Origin of the sequence: Acidovorax kalamii (assembly GCF_002245625.1) — a bacterium.
Lineage (GTDB): Bacteria > Pseudomonadota > Gammaproteobacteria > Burkholderiales > Burkholderiaceae_C > Acidovorax > Acidovorax kalamii.
In genome coordinates this window covers 710,758-726,991 of the sequence record NZ_NOIG01000004.1, presented here as the reverse complement: position 1 = coordinate 726,991, position 16,234 = coordinate 710,758, and the positions used below count along the sequence as shown (strand labels likewise).

Genomic DNA, 16,234 nt, shown 5'->3' with positions numbered 1-16,234 from the left:
TGGCTCCGCCAAGCCACGGGTGGCGTCCCCCTTGGGGGGATGGCGCGAAGCGCCTCATGGGGTTAGTCAAGCTTTGCGCCGGAGGCTTTCACCACCGCCGCCCAGCGCTTGACCTCGCTGCTCACCATGCCCGCAAACTGCTGCTGCGTCATGCCGCCATACTCCGCGCCGTTGTTGGCCCAGATGGCCTTGAGTTCATCGGCACTGCCCAGCTTGCGCACCTCGTCCACGATGCGCGCCTGCACGTCGGCGGGTGTGCCCTTGGGCGCCCACAGGCCGTACCAGGTGGTCACGGTGTAGTCGGGCAAGCCCACTTCGGCAGCGCAGGGCACGTCAGGGAAGGCCGCATTGCGCTTGGCGCCCGACACCATCAGCGCCTTGATGCGGCCAGCCTTGATATGCGCTGCCGACGAACCCAGGCCGTCAAACATCATGTCCACCTGGCCGCCGATCAGGTCCTGCAGCGCAGGGCCTGCGCCCCGGTAGGGGATGTGGGTGATGAAGGTGCCCGTCTGCTGCTTGAAAAGCTCGCCCGCCAGATGGTGCGAGGTGCCCGCACCGGCCGAGCCATAGTTGAGCTTTGCCGGGTTGCGCTTGACGTAGTCCATGAACTGCTGAAAGTTGTTCACGGGCACGGCCTTGGGGTTGACCACCACCACCTGGGGCACGTTGGCCAGCAGGAACAGCGGCACGAAGTCCTTCTCGATGTCGTAGTCGAGCTTGGGGTACATCGACGGCGCAATCGCGTGGTGCACCGCCCCCATGAACAGGGTGTAGCCGTCTGGCGCCGCCTTGGAGGCAAAGCTGGCCCCCACCGTGCCGCCCGCGCCACCCCGGTTGTCGATCACCAGCGTCTTGCCAGTGGCCTTGGAAAACTGCGCCGCCAGCGGGCGCGCAAAGGCATCGGTACCGCCCCCGGCCGGAAACGGCACCACCAGGTTCACCGGCTTGGCGGGCCAGGCCGAGGCCTGCGCCCAGCTGCTGCCGCTGGCCAGGCCCAAGCCCGCAGCGGCAGCGCCCAGCAGCACATCCCGGCGTTGAATTCGCGATGGGTTTCTATTCATTCGCTTGTCTCCTGTCGTTGTAAAAAATCATTGTCAGCAACGCAGGCCGGGCGCCATGTGGGGCACCCGGCCACGCTCCGTCATTCACTCCGTCACGCACTTACCGACCAACTCACAACTCACTCACCCCATTGGCCGCCTACACCCTCATTCAGTCGCGGCACAGGCTGTCGATGTCGCCCGACACCGGCACCTTGCCCTGCGCCAGCAGGCTGCGGTGCTTGTCGATGCGTTTCAGGTCATACAGGTAATTCACCATGAGTCCGTACGACTGTTTCTGCCCCTTGGACGACGGATCGCCCGCCCAGTTGAGGCGCTCTACCCGAGCACCGTTGCCCAGGTGGAAGCGGGCCACCGGGTCCACCGGCTTGCCCTCCTGCATCTCGCGGCCCAGATAGTACGCGGCGCATTCCAGCAGCATCTGGCGTACGGGCGACCTGGCATCCAGCTCCAGCGCCTTGTCGATGGCGCCCAGCAAGTGCGTGGCCTGCGGCGGCTCAAAGCCCACGGCGCGGCCCAGTTCGGCCCGGCGTTTGTCGTCCAGGCGCTCCAGCATGGCGCCCGCATGTTTGGAAAGCCAGGCGCGGAAGCCCGGGATGGGCGACAACGTGGCAAAGGTGCGCAGGCGCGGAAACTCGGCAGTGAGCGTTTCCACCACATGCTTGATGAGCGAATCGCCAAAGCTCACGCCGCGCAGGCCCGTCTGCGTGTTGCTGATCGAATAGAAGATGGCGGTGGTGGCCCGTGTGATATCCACGGGCGCAGCGGCCTCATCCAGCAACGGGGTAATGCTGGACGAGATCTTGTCGAGCAACGCCACCTCCACAAAGATCAGCGGTTCGTTGGGCAGGCGCGGGTGGAAGAAGCCGTAGCAGCGGCGGTCGCTGTCCAGGCGGTTCTTCAGGTCGGCCCAGCTGCGGATGTCGTGCACGGCCTCGTACTTGATGAGCTTTTCGAGCAGCGACGCGGGCGAGTCCCACGAAAGGCGGCGCAGCTCCAGAAAGGCCACATCGAACCAGGTCGAGAACAGGTGCTCCAGCTCGGCATCGAGCGGCAGCAAGCGCTTGTCGGCCTTGAGCAAGGGCAGGATCTCGGCACGCATGTCCACGAGAAAGCGCATGCCTTCGGGGAAGGCCGAAAACCGCTGCAGCAGCCGCGTGCGCGGCGACACCAAAGCACGGCGCAGGCTGATCTCGGCCTGGCCCTCCTCGGCCGTGCCCGCCGCCGCTTCGTAACGCTGGCGGGCCGACTTGAAGCGCGTGGCATCGGGCGCGAACTGCTCGCACATCAGCAGCCACATGTCGCGCCTTTCCTCGGGCTCGGCCTTCGCATACCACTCGGCCACGGCCTGCGCGCGGCGCCCGCCTTCGATTTCGCTCACCTGCGGGGCCACCACCTCCTGCAGGTCGGCCAGCAGGCGGCGCAGCGCGCGGGGCGACAGTGCCTCCTGCCCCCGGCGCAGCGTGGCGGCCAGCCGCTCGTTGGTGGAACGTGGCACGGCCACCTTGGCCACCACATCGGTCACGGATTTGTCGAGGGCCGACTTGGCCAGCTTGTCACCGGCCTTGTCGGCCGCGGGGGCACTAGGGCGCAGGCGCGACACGCTGCGGGTGATCCATTCGGGGGTGCTGTTCATCATGGTGTCAACCTCGATTGCTGATTGCGGGCGATGTCGCGCAGCGCATCGCGCTGGCGCAACAGATGGGTGCGCATGGCCTCTTCGGCGGCTTCCGAGTCACGGGCCTTGAGGGCAGCAAACACGGCCAGGTGCTCGGCCAGGCTTTGCTGCAGGCGGCCCGGGGCGTGCAAGGTCTGGTGGCGCGCCAGGCGCAGGATCTTGCGCAGGTCACCAATCACCTGGGCCAGCCAGCGGTTATCGGCCAGCGTGATGAAGGCCTCGTGGATGGCGTAGTTGGCCTCGTAGTAATCGGTGATGCGCCCCTCGGCCGCACACTGCTGCAGCCGCTGGTGCAGCAGCTCCAGCGCCGCCACATCGGCCCCGCTCGCCTTGTTCGTGGCCTCGTGCGCTGCGCGGCCTTCCAGCAGCGCAATCACCGGGAACAGGTCGTCCAGGTCCTTGTCGGTGATCTCGGCCACAAAACAGCCCCGGCGCGGCTCGTGGCGCAGCAGCCCCTCGGCCACCAGCACCTTGAGCGCCTCGCGCAGCGGCGTGCGCGAGATTTCGAGCCGCTCGCACAGCGCGGCCTCGTCCAGAAAACTGCCGGGCCGCAGATCCCCCGCAAAAATCAGGTCCCGCAGCCGCGAGGCGACTTCATCGTGCAGGGAGTTCGGAACGGGACGCATGGTGGGCTGGGCTCCAGGGTCATCGACCCACTGAGATACCTTTTGATCGCTTGATTGCCATGGCGCGCAGATCAGAAGAAGCCGCCGCAGACACCCAACGGCTTGCCCCACCTTTACTGCTCGCAACACACCGTTAAATGCTGGCTACCGGGTGCATCGCTTCGCCATGCACGTAATTTCTCATAATTACGCAAAATAACAAGCAAAAAATGCGTATTGAAGGGTTCAGTTACACAAAAGTGGGGGATTGCGGCGGCGGAGCAACGTGGGGGCGCTGGGCGGGCGGTGCTGGACGCCCAAAAAACGCCACTCACGGCGCTCCGACCCGGTGACAGGGCTGACCCCATCTCATCGCGCCCCAGTCCGCTGACGGCAGACATCCCCCCCAGCGTTGCGCAAAAAAATAGCCCGCACGGGGCGGGCTAAATCTTGCATATCTCGATGCTTCGTGGGATCGAACCGTCAGAATTAACGGCATCGAGATGGTAGGGCCGCAATTGCCAGACAACAAAGATTGCAGGCCGCGAAGCGTGACATATGCCTCACTTTGCCCGTACGTGCGTCACAGAGTGCGTACGAGCGTCATTCAGAAAAAGCGGATCTGGTGCGAACGCATGGCGACCTCAATAGGCGGCGGAACTTCGCGACGGCAACACCAGATGCTGTTCGAAGAATGAACACGCCAAGTTTGCAACTGCATCTTGGATGGCCCTCCGATCGATCAAGGGATCGTCTACACAGAGTAGCGGTAGCTGTTTCTTGCCAGCAGCTGTGGGTTCCGCCAAAAAAACGTAGTGTCCAGCCGGACCATCAATCCAGGTGAGTTCAGCCGAAGCGATGTGATTCGCATAGCGGGAGCCATTCGATAGCGGCGGCACCTCTTGGTCGCCTGCCGTGACTACGATATGAACAGGCACGCGGATATCGGCCAGTCCGCCAGCGTCAAACGCCCCACCGAGCGCTGGGTTCATCACAAATGCCGCCTTGATCCGCTCGTCGCGGTACGAGCGCGCATGCTCTGCAACGGAGTTCACAAACGCAGGATCGGTGTTCATGAGTTCGTCCCACACCTTACCCACGTCGGGGAACTCGCGAGGACCCGCAGGCGCAGATTCACCGTTCGCGCGACTGAGCGCAAAAAAATGCTCCAGGCTGCAACGGCCACCCACGACGGTCAAAGCCGTGTAGCCGCCGAGCGAGAAGCCAGCAGCTCCGATACGAGCAACATCAACCCGATCACCCAAGAGCGGGTCCGCCAGAAGCTGATCCAGCGCAGCAGTCAAGTCCTTCGCGCGCTCCCACCACAGCAAAAATCCGTGTGGCACGTACGGCTCAATGCTTGTGTTGCCGTGGTGATTCACAGCCACAGCGATATGGCCTTGGGCCGCGAGAGCACGGCCAAGCCACCCCAGCTGGAATGCGCTGCCGCCGGTACCGTGCGACAACAGCACTACGGGAAAAACGCGAGGACTTGCCAAAACAGGCGCGTCGCGCGCCACATCGCGCAACAGAAACAATGGCTCCGGCGCCCCGATGAGGAAGTCCTCTTCCTCGGCTCCACCATCTGCCGGATACCAGATCACCGTAGTGAGAGGTCGAGCGTCAGACTTGGACCAGTTCTGTCGCGAAACATCCTTCCATCTTTTGACTTGCTGTCCAACCTTGTACATCGCTACTCCTATGTGACCTTGTTGCTGGCTCAGGGCAAGCTGGCTGCCCGGCGAACTGGCTCAACCTACTCCACCCCCGCAAACCCCAACACCAGGTGGTCAATCCACACCCGCAGCTTCGCGGGCAAAAACCGATTCGGCGGGTACAGCAGCCAGGCCGTGCCCGCGTACGAGGTCTTGTGCTGCCAGTCCGGCAGCACGGCCACCAGATCACCCCGCTCCAGCGCCGCGCGCGCCGTGAAGCCCGGCAGGCTGGCAATGCCCAGGTGGCTCAAAGCCGCCTCCAGCCGCACCTCGCTGTGGTTGGCCACGTAGCGGCCGCGCACGGCCACGGTGGCGGCTTCGCCCGCGCCTTCAAAACGCCAGTGCCGGTCGCGCTCGTCCTCGCCCAGGGTGATGCAGGCGTGCTGCTCCAGATCGCGCGGGTGCTGGGGATGGCCGCGCTCGGCCAGGTAACGCGGGCTGGCGCAGATGCAGTGGTGCAAGGTGGCGAGCGGCCGCCCTGCCAGGCCGGGGGGCGGCGTGTCGGTCACGCGCAGGGCCAGGTCGATGGATTCCTCGAACAGGTCCACCGTGCGGTCGGTGATGAGCAGTTGCACGTCCACCTCGGGGTACTTTTGCAAAAACGGTAGCACCAGCGGGTGCACCAGCTGGCGGCCCACGGCCTTGGGCATGCTCATGCGCACCAGGCCCGAGGGCGCGGCCGAGTGGGTGTCGCTCAGCGCCCACACCTCGCGCGCGGCGGCCACCATGGCCTGGCAGCGGCTGTAGGCGGCGGCCCCAGCGTCGGTGAGCTTGAGCTTGCGGGTGGTGCGCTCCAGCAGACGCACACGCAGAGCGCCCTCCAGCCGCGCCACCTGGCGGCTCACGGCCGATGGGGTGATGCCCAGCTGCCGGGCCGCTTCAGAAAAGCTGCCCGCGTCCACCACGCGCGCAAACACCGCCATGTCGGGCAGGCTGTCGAGGGGTTGATTGATGCTCATCGTGCACAAGTTCTGTTCCTGGATGGCGATTATCACCACGCATGCGCAAATCGATAATTTCAGTGCCCTGCAAAACTGCCGCAGAGCCCCCTCCTCCACCCACCGGCCCGCCTACCTTCCCCATGCACTCCACCCTGTCGCTCGCCCCCGCATCCCCCCTGGCCCCGCGCCTGTCTGACCTGGCGCTGCTGCTGGTCGCCGTGGTGTGGGGCACCAGCTATGGCGTCGCCAAGGGGGCGCTGGTGTTTTACCCCGTGCTGGGGTTTCTGGCCGTGCGTTTTTTGCTGACTTTTGCGCTGCTGCTGCCCGCGCTGCTGCGCGCCCCGGCGCCAGAGCGGCGCGATGCCCTGGCGGCGGGTCTGCCCCTGGGTGCGCTGATGCTGGGCATTTTTCTGTGCGAAACCTTTGGGCTGGCGCTCACGCAGGCCAGCAATGCGGCTTTTCTGATCAGCCTGTGTGTGGTGTTTACCCCGTTTGCCGAGTGGTGGCTGCTGCGCCAGCGGCCCGGCCGCGCGATGTTTGCCTTTGCAGCGGTCTCGCTGCTAGGCGCTGCGCTGCTCAGCGGCGGCTTTTCGGGCCAGTGGGGCTGGGGCGACGCACTGATGCTGGCTGCCGCCGTGCTGCGCGCCATCACCGTGTGCCAGACCACCCGGCTCGCCCGCCGCCGCAACGCACCCGTGCTGGCGCTCACGGCGGTGCAGGCAGGGGTGATTGGCCTGGGCAGCCTGCTGTTGGCACTGGCCCTGCCGGGCACACTGCCACCGCTGCCCTCGCTCTCCGATGGCAGCGCCTTCTGGCTGGCCTGCGTCTACCTGGTGCTGGGCTGTACGGTGTTTGCGTTTGTGGTGCAAAACTGGGCCCTGCGCCACAGCCCACCCACCCGCGTGGGCCTGCTCATGGGCAGCGAACCCGCGTTTGGCGCGCTGTTTGCGGTGTTCTGGCTGGGCGAGCAGCTCAGCCCCACCGCCTGGCTAGGCGGCGCGCTCATCGTTGGTGCAGCGCTGTGGACCATGGCCCGGCGCAGCCCATCGCCCGCCTGATGCTTCCTGGCCGCATCACGGCTTGGTGGGCGCTGCCGTCTGGCTGACCTGGCCAATCAGCCGGTGATAGAACCGGATCGCATCCGCATAGTTGGCAATCTCCAGCCGCTCGTCAGTGCCATGAAAACGCTTCAGGTCTTCTGAATTGGCACGCACGGGCGAGAACTTGAAGATGTGGTCGCTGATGGCGCCGTAGTGTTGCGAATCCGTGCCCGCCACCATCAGCCCCGGGGCCACCAGCACGTCGGGGAAAACCTCGCGGATGGTCTGGTTGAGCAGGCGGTACTGGGTGGAGTCGGTAGGCGCCACCTTGGACGCCTCGACCGCGCCGGGCAAGGTGCTCAGCTCCACCTGTGCGGCGGGCGCGCTGATCTTGCTGCGCACATGGTCCATCACATGCTCCTGGGTATCGCCGGGCAGCAGGCGGAAGTTGACCGTGGCCTCGGCGCGGCCGGGCACCACGTTGTCGCGGTTGCCAGCCTGAACGATGGTCAGCGCCGTGGTGGTGCGCAGCATGGCGTTGGTGCTGGCTGCGCCTTCGAGCTGCTTTTGCACCACGGGGCGAAACAGCCACAGGTTGGACAGCACCACACGGTTCACGCCGCCCATCTCGGGCGCCAGGGTGTCAAACAGCTCGCCCGCCACGCCCCGGATGCCGCCGGGCATCTGCTCCTCGTCCAGGCGCTTGAGCGCGTCACTCATCATGGCGATGGCGCTGCTGCCCTTGTGCGGCGGCATGGACGAATGGCCGGGCGTGCCGGACATTTTCATCACCACCGACATATAGCCCTTCTCGGCCACGCCGATGACGGCAGCGGGTTTGGACAGGCCGGGCATCACGCCGTCCAGAATCAGCAGGCCCTCGTCGATCACGAAGTCCAGCCGCACCTTGCGCTGTTGCAGCAGCGCGGCGATCTGGGCGGCGCCGCGCAGGCCGCCCACTTCTTCGTCAGCACCAAAGGCCAGGTAGATGGTGCGCTGGGGCGTGAAGCCGCTGGCCAGCAGCATCTCCACAGCCTCCAACTGGCTCATGAGATTGCCCTTGTCGTCCCACGAGCCCCGGCCCCAGACATAGCCGCCCTCGATGGCGCCGGAGTACGGAGGTTGCGCCCAATCGCCCTCGGTGCCGGGGGCCACGGGCACCACGTCCTGGTGCGCCATCAGCATTACCGGCGCGGCGCCAGCATCGCCGCCGGGCCAGGTATAGAGCAGGCTCAGGTCGCCTACCACTTCGCGCTTCAGTTTGGCGTGCACCAGCGGAAAACGCTGCTGCAGCAGCGCGTGGAACTGCAAAAACTGGCCCACATTGGCCTGGGCATCGTCGCGCGAGGACTCGGTGCGCAGGCGCACGGCCTCGGCCAGGCGCTGGGCCACGGCGGCATCGTCCACCGGCAGGCGGGCAATGGGCGGCACCTCCAGTTGGCGCGATCCCTTGCGCGCCGTGTTGATGCCCAGGGCGGCGGCCAGCAGCAGCACCAGAGCGAGCAGCCCGAGCAGGATTTTTTTGATCATCGACGTCGCAGCTTTCTCAGAAATGGATGGGCGCTGGCAAGCAGCGCACCGAAAAAGAAAGCGGATGCTAATGCGGTAACTAAATGTTAGTCCAATGCATAATTTCGGCCGATTTGTTCGGTTTTCTGCATGACAACCACCATTGCCCAGTTGCGCCACTTCATCGCCCTGGCCGACAGCGGCAGCTTCACGCGAGCGGCCGACAGCACCCAGCGCTCGCAGGCCGCCTTCAGCCGCAGCATCGCCATGCTGGAGGCGCACCTGGGCGCAGCGCTGGTCGAGCGCAGCGGCCACCGCAACGCGCTCACGCCCATCGGCCGTACGGTGCTGGAACATGCACGCCAGGTGGTGGCGCAGGCCGACGAGTTGCACCAGGTGGTGCGCCACCATGTCAGTGGCGAAGCGGGCGCGGTGCGCCTGGGAATGACCGCCACGCCCCACGCTCTGCTCGGCCGCCACCTGCTGCACATGGCCGCCACGCATACCGGCCACATGCGCCTGCAGTTGAGCGGTGGTGCCCAGGCCCAGCAGATACAGGCTCTGCGGGACCACACGCTGGATGCGCTGGTGATGGACCAGCGTTCCATCCCCGGCGCCCATGCCGATCTGGAGGTGCATCGGCTGGCACAGCTGCCCACTGGCGTCATGGTGCGCCCCGGCCATCCGTTGACGCAGCGCCATCCGATCATGTTTGCCGACCTCACGGGGTTTCCCGTGGCCTGCACCGGCATGAGCGTGGCGATGGGGCGGCTGCTGGTGCAGCGCCTGGGCCTGCAGGCGCATCCAGACACGCTGATCACCCTGGGCAGCGAATCGGTGGCCGATCTGCTGGACGTGGCCTGCCGCACCGACGCGATCTATCTGGGCATCATGGCCCCGGCGGCGCCCCTCCTCGCGCAGGGTCAGCTGGTGGCACTGGACATTCCGACGCAGGGCCTGGAGTCACACATCGCGTGGGTGCAACGCGTGGCGCGCGCACCCAACCCCGTGCTCGACGGCATCCGGCAGCAGGTGCAGGGCTGGCTGGACGAAACCGGCCTGTTGAGATAGGAGCTTGCTGGCAGCCGTCAGCCCAGCAGGGACGATCTGAACACCGGGTGCTCCCCGGGCAGCACCCGCTGCGCCAGCGGCGCAGCCAGGGCCATCCCCCGGTCGCTGTTCGTCAGCAGCACGAAGCCATCGCGGGTGGTGGGCGAGACCATGGCGAAATTGCGAAAGCCCGGGTTGTTGCCCCACTGCCAGAGCAGGGGGCCCGCCTGCGTGCGCTCGATGCCCCAGCCATAGCCCCATTCCAATGACAAATCCTTGTCTGCCACTACAGGGGCCGACAGAGCCAGTGCACACAGCTTCTCGTCAGATACGAAAGCCGCCAGCAAGCGCGCAAAGTCGCCGGCCGTGGTGTACAGGGATGCGGCGGCCACCGGCTGGCGCCATGTCACCCCACTGGCGCCGCCATCGGCATGCATTGCCCGGCCTGCGTAGGCGCTTTTCCACACCAGGCTGGAGTCGTGCATGCCCAGGGGCGCAAAGACCTGCGCGTCCATCCACGGTGCAATGGGCACGCCAGTGACGGCCTCCATCACGGCCTGCAGCAGCACATAACCTTCGCCGGAATAGCGCCAGCGCTGGCCGGGATCGAAGGCCGGAGCCAGTGCGCCGCCCGTCCAGTTAGGCAGGCCCGAGGTGTGGTTGAGCAGGCTGGCCAACGGAATGCGGACCAGCGTGCTGGCGGGAACCGTGTCGCTGGCGTCGCCCGGTGCGCGCCGCAGCGCATGCTGGTAGTGCACATAGCCCTGCGGCAGGTACTGCGAGACGGGCGCCTGCAGGTCCAGCTGCCCTGCCAGCACCAGGCGCAGCGCCCCGTAGGCGACGGCAGGCTTGGTCAGCGAGGCCGCCTGGAACACGGCGTCCGGGGCCACACTGCAGCGGCCTGCCACCTCGGTCGGCTGTGCCTTGCCGACACGCAATGTGGCGAATGCGGCAGCGCATACACCCAGCTCCGACGCCACCTCAACCACCGGCCGGCCCTGGTAGCGGGTCAGGTCTGCAGCGCACGAGGCCAGAAGTGGCGACGCCGCAGCACTGGCCAGCAGGAGCTGGCGGCGGGTCAGCGGTGGCAGAGCCATGTCACCAGGTCAGGACTTGGATGCAGTGAGTGCGCCCGTGCCGCCTTCGTGCTTGCCAGCCCACAGCCATAGCGCGATGCCACCCACGATCATCGGCACACACAGCCACTGCCCCATGCTCATGCCCAGCGACAGGATGCCCAGGAAGGCATCGGGCTCGCGGAAGTATTCGGCAATGAAGCGGAACACGCCGTAGCCGAACAGGAAGGCAGCTGCCACCTGGCCCTGGCGGCGCTCCTTGCGCGCGTACAACCACAGCAGGATGAACAGCAGCAACCCTTCCATCAGGAACTGGTAGACCTGCGAAGGGTGGCGTGGCTGCATCGAGCCACTGTGCGCAAACACCATGCCCCAGGGCAGATCGGAGCTGGCAAAGCGGCCCCACAGTTCGCCGTTGATGAAGTTGCCCACCCGCCCGGCCGCGAGACCCGTGGGCACGCAGGGCGCCACAAAGTCGGCCACCTGCAGCCAGGGGCGCTGGCGCGAATGCGCAAACCACAGCATGGCCACGATCACGCCCAGCAAACCGCCATGGAAGGCCATACCGCCCTGCCACACGGCAAAAATCTCCAGCGGATGGGTCAGGTAGTAGCCGGGTTTGTAGAACAGGCAGTACCCCAGCCGCCCGCCGATGACCACACCGGCCACGCCCAGGAAGAGGATGTCCTCCACGTCCTTGCGCGTCCAGGCGCCCGGGCCAGTGATGGAGGCGAAGGGCTCGTGCTGCAGGCGCCGGATGCCCAGCAGCATGAACAGGCCAAAGGCCGCCAGATAGGTAAGGCCGTACCAGTGAATGGCCAGCGGGCCGATCTGCAGGGCGACGGGGTCGATGTGGGGGTAGGTCAGCATGGTGGGCGGTATTGTGCCTTTGCGCGAATGGCCCGGGCGCTATGCGTCCAATCCACGCCATCCACCCACTCAATGCGAACGCGTCTGATCACCGTACGCATGCAGAGCGCGAATGCGGGGACATTGGCTTTGGGCCGCTCGGGACCGCGCGATACTCGCCGCCCAGAAGCAAAGGACAAAAACATGCAGGGAAACCCACAGGTCATCGAGTATTTCAAGGAACTGCTGCGCGGCGAGCTGGCCGCGCGCGACCAGTATTTCGTGCACTCGCGCACCTATGAGGATCTGGGCTTCATCAAGCTCTACACGCGCCTGGACCACGAGATGCAGGAAGAAACCCAGCACGCCGACGCGCTGCTGCGCCGCATCCTCTTTCTGGGCGGCCGCCCCGACATGCGCCCCAACCCCTTCACCCCGGGCGAGACCGTGCCCGAGATGCTGCAAAAAGACCTGGCCACCGAATACGAGGTGCGCGCCGCGCTGCAAAAAGGCATGGCCCTGTGCGAGAGCGTGGGCGACTACGTGAGCCGCGACCTGCTGCTGGCCCAGCTGCGCGACACCGAGGAAGACCACGCCTATTGGCTTGAAAAACAGCTGGGCCTAATCGACAAGATTGGCCTGCCCAACTACCTGCAGTCACAGATGGGCAGCGCGGCGGCGTAGGCCATACACCTCAAAACTTCAGAAGAAAATCGGCCTCTGCGCGCGACCAGCATGCCCGATATGCTATCAAAATAGAAGCAAAACCCATAAAAAAGCCGCACCCTCGGGATGCGGCTTTTTTGTGGGTGGAGGGGCGTTGCCCCTCCCCTGCGGCCGGTCAGTCTTCCAGCAGCGACAAATCGCGCACAGCGCCCTTGTCGGCCGACATCACCAGCTTGGCATAGGCCTTGAGCGCGGCCGACACCTTGCGTGGGCGCGGCTGGGCGGGCTTCCAGCCCTTGGCGTTCTGCGCTTCGCGGCGCTTGGCCAGTTCTTCATCGCTCACCAGCACATTGATCGTGCGGTTGGGGATGTCGATGCGGATGCGGTCGCCGTTCTGCACCAGGCCGATGGCACCGCCCGCAGCGGCTTCGGGCGAGCAGTGGCCAATCGACAGGCCCGAGGTGCCGCCCGAGAAGCGCCCGTCCGTCAGCAGCGCGCAGGCCTTGCCCAGGCCCTTGGACTTGATGTAGCTGGTGGGGTAGAGCATTTCCTGCATGCCGGGGCCGCCCTTGGGGCCTTCATAACGCACGATGACCACGTCACCGGCCTTGACCTTGTCGGCCAGGATGTTGGCAACGGCCTCGTCCTGCGACTCGGTGACATGGGCCGTGCCCTCGAACACCAGGATGCTTTCGTCCACACCGGCCGACTTGACCACGCAGCCGTCCACCGCGATGTTGCCGGTCAGCACGGCCAGGCCGCCTTCCTTGCTGAAGGCGTGGTCGTAGGAGCGGATGCAGCCCTCGGCGCGGTCCAGGTCCAGGCTGGGCCAGCGGGTGTTCTGGCTGAACGCCACCTGGGTGGGGATGCCTGCGGGGCCTGCCATGTAGAAGGTGCGCACGGCTTCGTCTTGTGTGCGCACGATGTCCCACTGATCCAGCGCGTCTTTCAGCGTGGGGGCGTGCACAGTCGGCACATCGGTGTGCAGCTTGCCCGCGCGGTCCAGCTCGCCCAGGATGGCCATGATGCCGCCCGCGCGGTGCACGTCTTCGATGTGGTACTTGTTGGTGTTGGGCGCCACCTTGCACAGCTGCGGCACGACGCGCGAGAGGCGGTCGATGTCGGCCATGGTGAAAGGGATCTCGGCCTCTTTGGCAATCGCCAGCAGGTGCAGGATGGTATTGGTGGAGCCGCCCATGGCGATGTCCAGCGTCATGGCGTTTTCAAACGCCTTGAAGCCCACCGAGCGGGGCAGCACGCGTTCGTCGTCCTGCTCGTAGTACTGCTTGGCCAGGTCCACGATGCGGCGGCCTGCACGCTTGAAGAGTTGCTCGCGGTCGGCGTGCGTGGCCACCACCGTGCCGTTGCCGGGCAGCGACAGGCCCAGCGCTTCGGTCAGGCAGTTCATGGAGTTGGCGGTGAACATGCCCGAGCACGAACCGCAAGTGGGGCAGGCCGAGCGCTCGACCTCGGCCACGTCGGCGTCGGAGTAGTTGGTGTCGGCGGCAATCACCATCGCATCCACCAGGTCGAGCTTCTTGAACTCCATGACCTTGGTGACCGGGTTGGCTAGGCGGGTCTTGCCCGCTTCCATCGGGCCGCCGGAGACGAAAATGACCGGGATGTTCAGGCGCATCGCGGCCATCAGCATGCCGGGGGTGATCTTGTCGCAGTTGGAGATACACACCATGGCATCAGCGCAGTGCGCGTTGACCATGTACTCGACCGAGTCGGCAATGATGTCGCGGCTGGGCAGCGAATACAGCATGCCGTCGTGGCCCATGGCGATGCCGTCGTCCACGGCAATGGTGTTGAACTCTTTTGCCACGCCGCCAGCGGCTTCGATCTCGCGGGCCACCAGCTGGCCCAGGTCCTTCAGGTGCACGTGGCCGGGCACGAACTGGGTGAACGAATTGACCACCGCGATGATCGGCTTGCTGAAGTCATCGTCTTTCATGCCGGTGGCGCGCCACAGGGAGCGGGCTCCTGCCATGTTGCGACCGGCGGTGGAGGTTTTGGAACGGTAGATGGGCATCGTGCTGGCTCAGGGAATATCGCGGGGAAGTGAAGCGGGCCACGGGAATAAAGACCCCTCTCGCACCCGTCGCAACAGCCTCTTGAGCCGTGCCGGGGGCAAACCTGTCAATTATCGCCCAGCCCTCTGGGCCCGCCCGGGGGCGGCGGCGTTGGGGATTGCGGGGGCAGCCCCCACGCCCCGCGACGGCGCTGGCAGAATGATCCATTCCGCTCCAGCCCCCAACCCCGAGACCAGGACGCCCCACGATGACCGACTCCAGCAAGCCCTCCGCGCCCATCAACCGCCGCAGCGCCAACATCACCCAGGGCAAGTCGCGCGCACCCAACCGCTCCATGTACTACGCCATGGGCTACGAGGAAGGCGACTTCGTGAAACCCATGGTGGGCGTGGCCAACGGCCACAGCACCATCACCCCCTGCAACAGCGGCCTGCAGAAGCTGGCCGACGCAGCCATCGCGGGCATCGAAGAAGCCGGTGGCAACGCCCAGGTGTTCGGCACCCCCACCATCAGCGATGGCATGGCCATGGGCACCGAAGGCATGAAGTACAGCCTGGTGAGCCGTGAGGTCATCAGCGACTGCATCGAGACCTGCGTGGGCGGCCAGTGGATGGACGGCGTGCTGGTGGTCGGTGGCTGCGACAAGAACATGCCCGGCGGCCTGATGGGCATGCTGCGCGCCAACGTGCCCGCCATCTACGTGTACGGTGGCACCATCCTGCCCGGCCACTACCAGGGCAAGGACCTGAACATCGTGAGCGTGTTCGAGGCCGTGGGCGAGAACGCGGCGGGCAAGCTGAGCGACTTCGACCTCAAGGAAATCGAAAAGCGTGCCATCCCCGGCACGGGCTCCTGCGGCGGCATGTACACCGCCAACACGATGAGCAGCGCGTTCGAGGCCCTGGGCATCAGCCTGCCGTATTCGTCCACCATGGCCAACCCGCACGACGAGAAGATGAACTCGGCCAAGGAGTCGGCCAAGGTGCTGATCGAGGCCATCAAGAAGGACATCAAGCCGCGCGACATCGTGACCAAGAAGTCCATCGAGAACGCCGTGGCCGTGATCATGGCCACGGGCGGATCGACCAACGCCGTGCTGCACTTCCTGGCCATTGCCCACGCAGCAGGCGTGGAGTGGAGCATTGACGACTTTGAGCGCGTGCGCGCAAAAACCCCCGTGCTGTGCGACTTGAAGCCCAGCGGCAAGTACCTCGCTGTGGACCTGCACCGCGCAGGCGGCATCCCGCAGGTCATGAAGATCCTGCTGAATGCGGGCCTGCTGCATGGCGACTGCCTCACCATCGAGGGCAAGACGATTGCCGAGGTGCTGAAGGACGTGCCGGACCAGCCGCGCGCCGACCAGGACGTGATCCGCCCCATCAGCAACCCCATGTACGCGCAGGGTCACCTGGCCATCCTGAAGGGCAACCTGAGCCCCGAGGGGTCGGTGGCCAAGATCACCGGTCTGAAGAACCCCGTGATCACCGGCCCGGCCCGCGTGTTTGACGACGAGCAGTCGGCACTGGAAGCCATCCTCGCGGGCAAGATCAAGGCCGGCGACGTGATGGTGCTGCGCTACCTGGGCCCCAAGGGCGGCCCCGGCATGCCCGAGATGCTGGCACCCACCGGCGCTCTGATCGGCGCGGGCCTGGGCGAGAGCGTGGGCCTGATCACCGACGGCCGCTTCTCCGGCGGAACCTGGGGCATGGTGGTCGGCCACGTTGCGCCCGAGGCCGCGGCGGGCGGCACGATTGCTTTCGTCAACGAAGGCGACAGCATCACCATCGACGCGCGCCAGCTGCTGCTGCAGCTCAATGTGCCCGACGAAGAGATCGCCCAGCGCCGCGCCGCCTGGACGGCCCCTGCCCCACGTTACACGCGGGGCGTGCAGGCCAAGTTTGCATTCAATGCATCGAGCGCCAGCAAGGGGGCGGTGCTGGATGCTTTTTGAAGCGTTATCGGTGGGCCATGAGGCCGGGTGAGTTCGGGGGGCAAGCTCAGCGGC

Annotated in this window: 13 protein-coding genes; 4 read left to right on the top strand and 9 right to left on the bottom strand. The window is 65.8% G+C overall.

Annotated elements, in window-relative coordinates:
* Nucleotides 1–62: 62 nt before the first annotated feature.
* The 5 genes from CBY09_RS06420 to CBY09_RS06400 form a co-directional block, all read right to left on the bottom strand.
* A complete protein-coding gene (locus CBY09_RS06420) occupies nt 63–1,064 on the bottom strand; it encodes a Bug family tripartite tricarboxylate transporter substrate binding protein (protein ID WP_094287538.1) in 1,002 nt (333 codons plus the stop codon).
* 151 nt (nt 1,065–1,215) lie between these two features.
* Complete coding sequence (locus CBY09_RS06415) at nt 1,216–2,700, bottom strand: malonyl-CoA decarboxylase (protein ID WP_094287536.1); 1,485 nt, start codon at nt 2,698–2,700, stop codon at nt 1,216–1,218.
* Nucleotides 2,700–3,368 carry a GntR family transcriptional regulator gene (locus CBY09_RS06410; protein WP_094287534.1) on the bottom strand — a complete coding sequence of 223 codons (669 nt, stop codon included), beginning with the start codon at nt 3,366–3,368 and terminating at the stop codon, nt 2,700–2,702. The genes CBY09_RS06415 and CBY09_RS06410 overlap by 1 nt, the downstream gene beginning before the upstream one ends.
* 623 nt (nt 3,369–3,991) lie before the next feature.
* Nucleotides 3,992–5,038, bottom strand: a complete 1,047-nt coding sequence (locus tag CBY09_RS06405; RefSeq protein ID WP_094287532.1) for an alpha/beta hydrolase family protein — start codon at nt 5,036–5,038, stop codon at nt 3,992–3,994.
* A gap of 65 nt (nt 5,039–5,103) precedes the next feature.
* Nucleotides 5,104–6,021, bottom strand: a complete 918-nt coding sequence (locus CBY09_RS06400) for a LysR family transcriptional regulator (RefSeq protein ID WP_094288081.1) — start codon at nt 6,019–6,021, stop codon at nt 5,104–5,106.
* Between the two features lie 122 nt (nt 6,022–6,143).
* Between CBY09_RS06400 and CBY09_RS06395 the strand changes: the two genes are divergently transcribed.
* On the top strand, nt 6,144–7,061 hold the full coding sequence (locus CBY09_RS06395) for a DMT family transporter (protein ID WP_094287530.1): 918 nt from the start codon (nt 6,144–6,146) through the stop codon (nt 7,059–7,061).
* A 15-nt stretch (nt 7,062–7,076) separates the two neighbouring features.
* Here CBY09_RS06395 and CBY09_RS06390 read toward each other — a convergent pair whose 3' ends face one another.
* Nucleotides 7,077–8,573 (bottom strand): M20 family peptidase, encoded by a 1,497-nt coding sequence (locus tag CBY09_RS06390; protein ID WP_094287528.1) that lies wholly within the window; start codon nt 8,571–8,573, stop codon nt 7,077–7,079.
* 129 nt (nt 8,574–8,702) lie between these two features.
* Between CBY09_RS06390 and CBY09_RS06385 the strand changes: the two genes are divergently transcribed.
* The gene (locus CBY09_RS06385) at nt 8,703–9,623 is read left to right on the top strand and encodes a LysR family transcriptional regulator (RefSeq protein WP_094287526.1); all 921 of its coding nucleotides are present in this window, start codon (nt 8,703–8,705) and stop codon (nt 9,621–9,623) included.
* Between the two features lie 17 nt (nt 9,624–9,640).
* Here CBY09_RS06385 and CBY09_RS06380 read toward each other — a convergent pair whose 3' ends face one another.
* Both CBY09_RS06380 and lgt read right to left on the bottom strand, forming a co-directional pair.
* Complete coding sequence (locus CBY09_RS06380; RefSeq protein WP_094287524.1) at nt 9,641–10,699, bottom strand: serine hydrolase domain-containing protein; 1,059 nt, start codon at nt 10,697–10,699, stop codon at nt 9,641–9,643.
* 9 nt (nt 10,700–10,708) lie between these two features.
* Complete coding sequence (gene lgt, locus CBY09_RS06375; RefSeq protein ID WP_094287522.1) at nt 10,709–11,548, bottom strand: prolipoprotein diacylglyceryl transferase; 840 nt, start codon at nt 11,546–11,548, stop codon at nt 10,709–10,711.
* A 183-nt stretch (nt 11,549–11,731) separates the two neighbouring features.
* Between lgt and bfr the strand changes: the two genes are divergently transcribed.
* The gene (gene bfr / locus CBY09_RS06370) at nt 11,732–12,211 is read left to right on the top strand and encodes a bacterioferritin (protein ID WP_094287520.1); all 480 of its coding nucleotides are present in this window, start codon (nt 11,732–11,734) and stop codon (nt 12,209–12,211) included.
* Between the two features lie 157 nt (nt 12,212–12,368).
* Here the strand turns inward: bfr and ilvD (CBY09_RS06365) are convergent, their stop codons facing one another.
* Nucleotides 12,369–14,228: a dihydroxy-acid dehydratase gene (gene ilvD, locus CBY09_RS06365; RefSeq protein ID WP_094287518.1), complete on the bottom strand. Its 1,860-nt coding sequence runs from the start codon at nt 14,226–14,228 to the stop codon at nt 12,369–12,371.
* A gap of 248 nt (nt 14,229–14,476) precedes the next feature.
* Here ilvD (CBY09_RS06365) and ilvD (CBY09_RS06360) point away from each other — a divergent pair, with 248 nt between their 5' ends.
* The gene (ilvD, locus tag CBY09_RS06360) at nt 14,477–16,180 is read left to right on the top strand and encodes a dihydroxy-acid dehydratase (protein ID WP_094287516.1); all 1,704 of its coding nucleotides are present in this window, start codon (nt 14,477–14,479) and stop codon (nt 16,178–16,180) included.
* Nucleotides 16,181–16,234: the final 54 nt, after the last annotated feature.

Coding starts and splice junctions, on each gene's coding strand:
- CBY09_RS06385 (WP_094287526.1), top strand. CDS start 8,703: ATGACAACCACCATTGCCCAGTTGCGCCACTTCATCGCCCTGGCCGAC.
- ilvD (WP_094287518.1), bottom strand. CDS start 14,228: ATGCCCATCTACCGTTCCAAAACCTCCACCGCCGGTCGCAACATGGCA.
- CBY09_RS06415 (WP_094287536.1), bottom strand. CDS start 2,700: ATGAACAGCACCCCCGAATGGATCACCCGCAGCGTGTCGCGCCTGCGC.
- CBY09_RS06420 (WP_094287538.1), bottom strand. CDS start 1,064: ATGAATAGAAACCCATCGCGAATTCAACGCCGGGATGTGCTGCTGGGC.
- lgt (WP_094287522.1), bottom strand. CDS start 11,548: ATGCTGACCTACCCCCACATCGACCCCGTCGCCCTGCAGATCGGCCCG.
- CBY09_RS06390 (WP_094287528.1), bottom strand. CDS start 8,573: ATGATCAAAAAAATCCTGCTCGGGCTGCTCGCTCTGGTGCTGCTGCTG.
- CBY09_RS06380 (WP_094287524.1), bottom strand. CDS start 10,699: ATGGCTCTGCCACCGCTGACCCGCCGCCAGCTCCTGCTGGCCAGTGCT.
- CBY09_RS06400 (WP_094288081.1), bottom strand. CDS start 6,021: ATGAGCATCAATCAACCCCTCGACAGCCTGCCCGACATGGCGGTGTTT.
- CBY09_RS06405 (WP_094287532.1), bottom strand. CDS start 5,038: ATGTACAAGGTTGGACAGCAAGTCAAAAGATGGAAGGATGTTTCGCGA.
- CBY09_RS06410 (WP_094287534.1), bottom strand. CDS start 3,368: ATGCGTCCCGTTCCGAACTCCCTGCACGATGAAGTCGCCTCGCGGCTG.
- CBY09_RS06395 (WP_094287530.1), top strand. CDS start 6,144: ATGCACTCCACCCTGTCGCTCGCCCCCGCATCCCCCCTGGCCCCGCGC.
- ilvD (WP_094287516.1), top strand. CDS start 14,477: ATGACCGACTCCAGCAAGCCCTCCGCGCCCATCAACCGCCGCAGCGCC.
- bfr (WP_094287520.1), top strand. CDS start 11,732: ATGCAGGGAAACCCACAGGTCATCGAGTATTTCAAGGAACTGCTGCGC.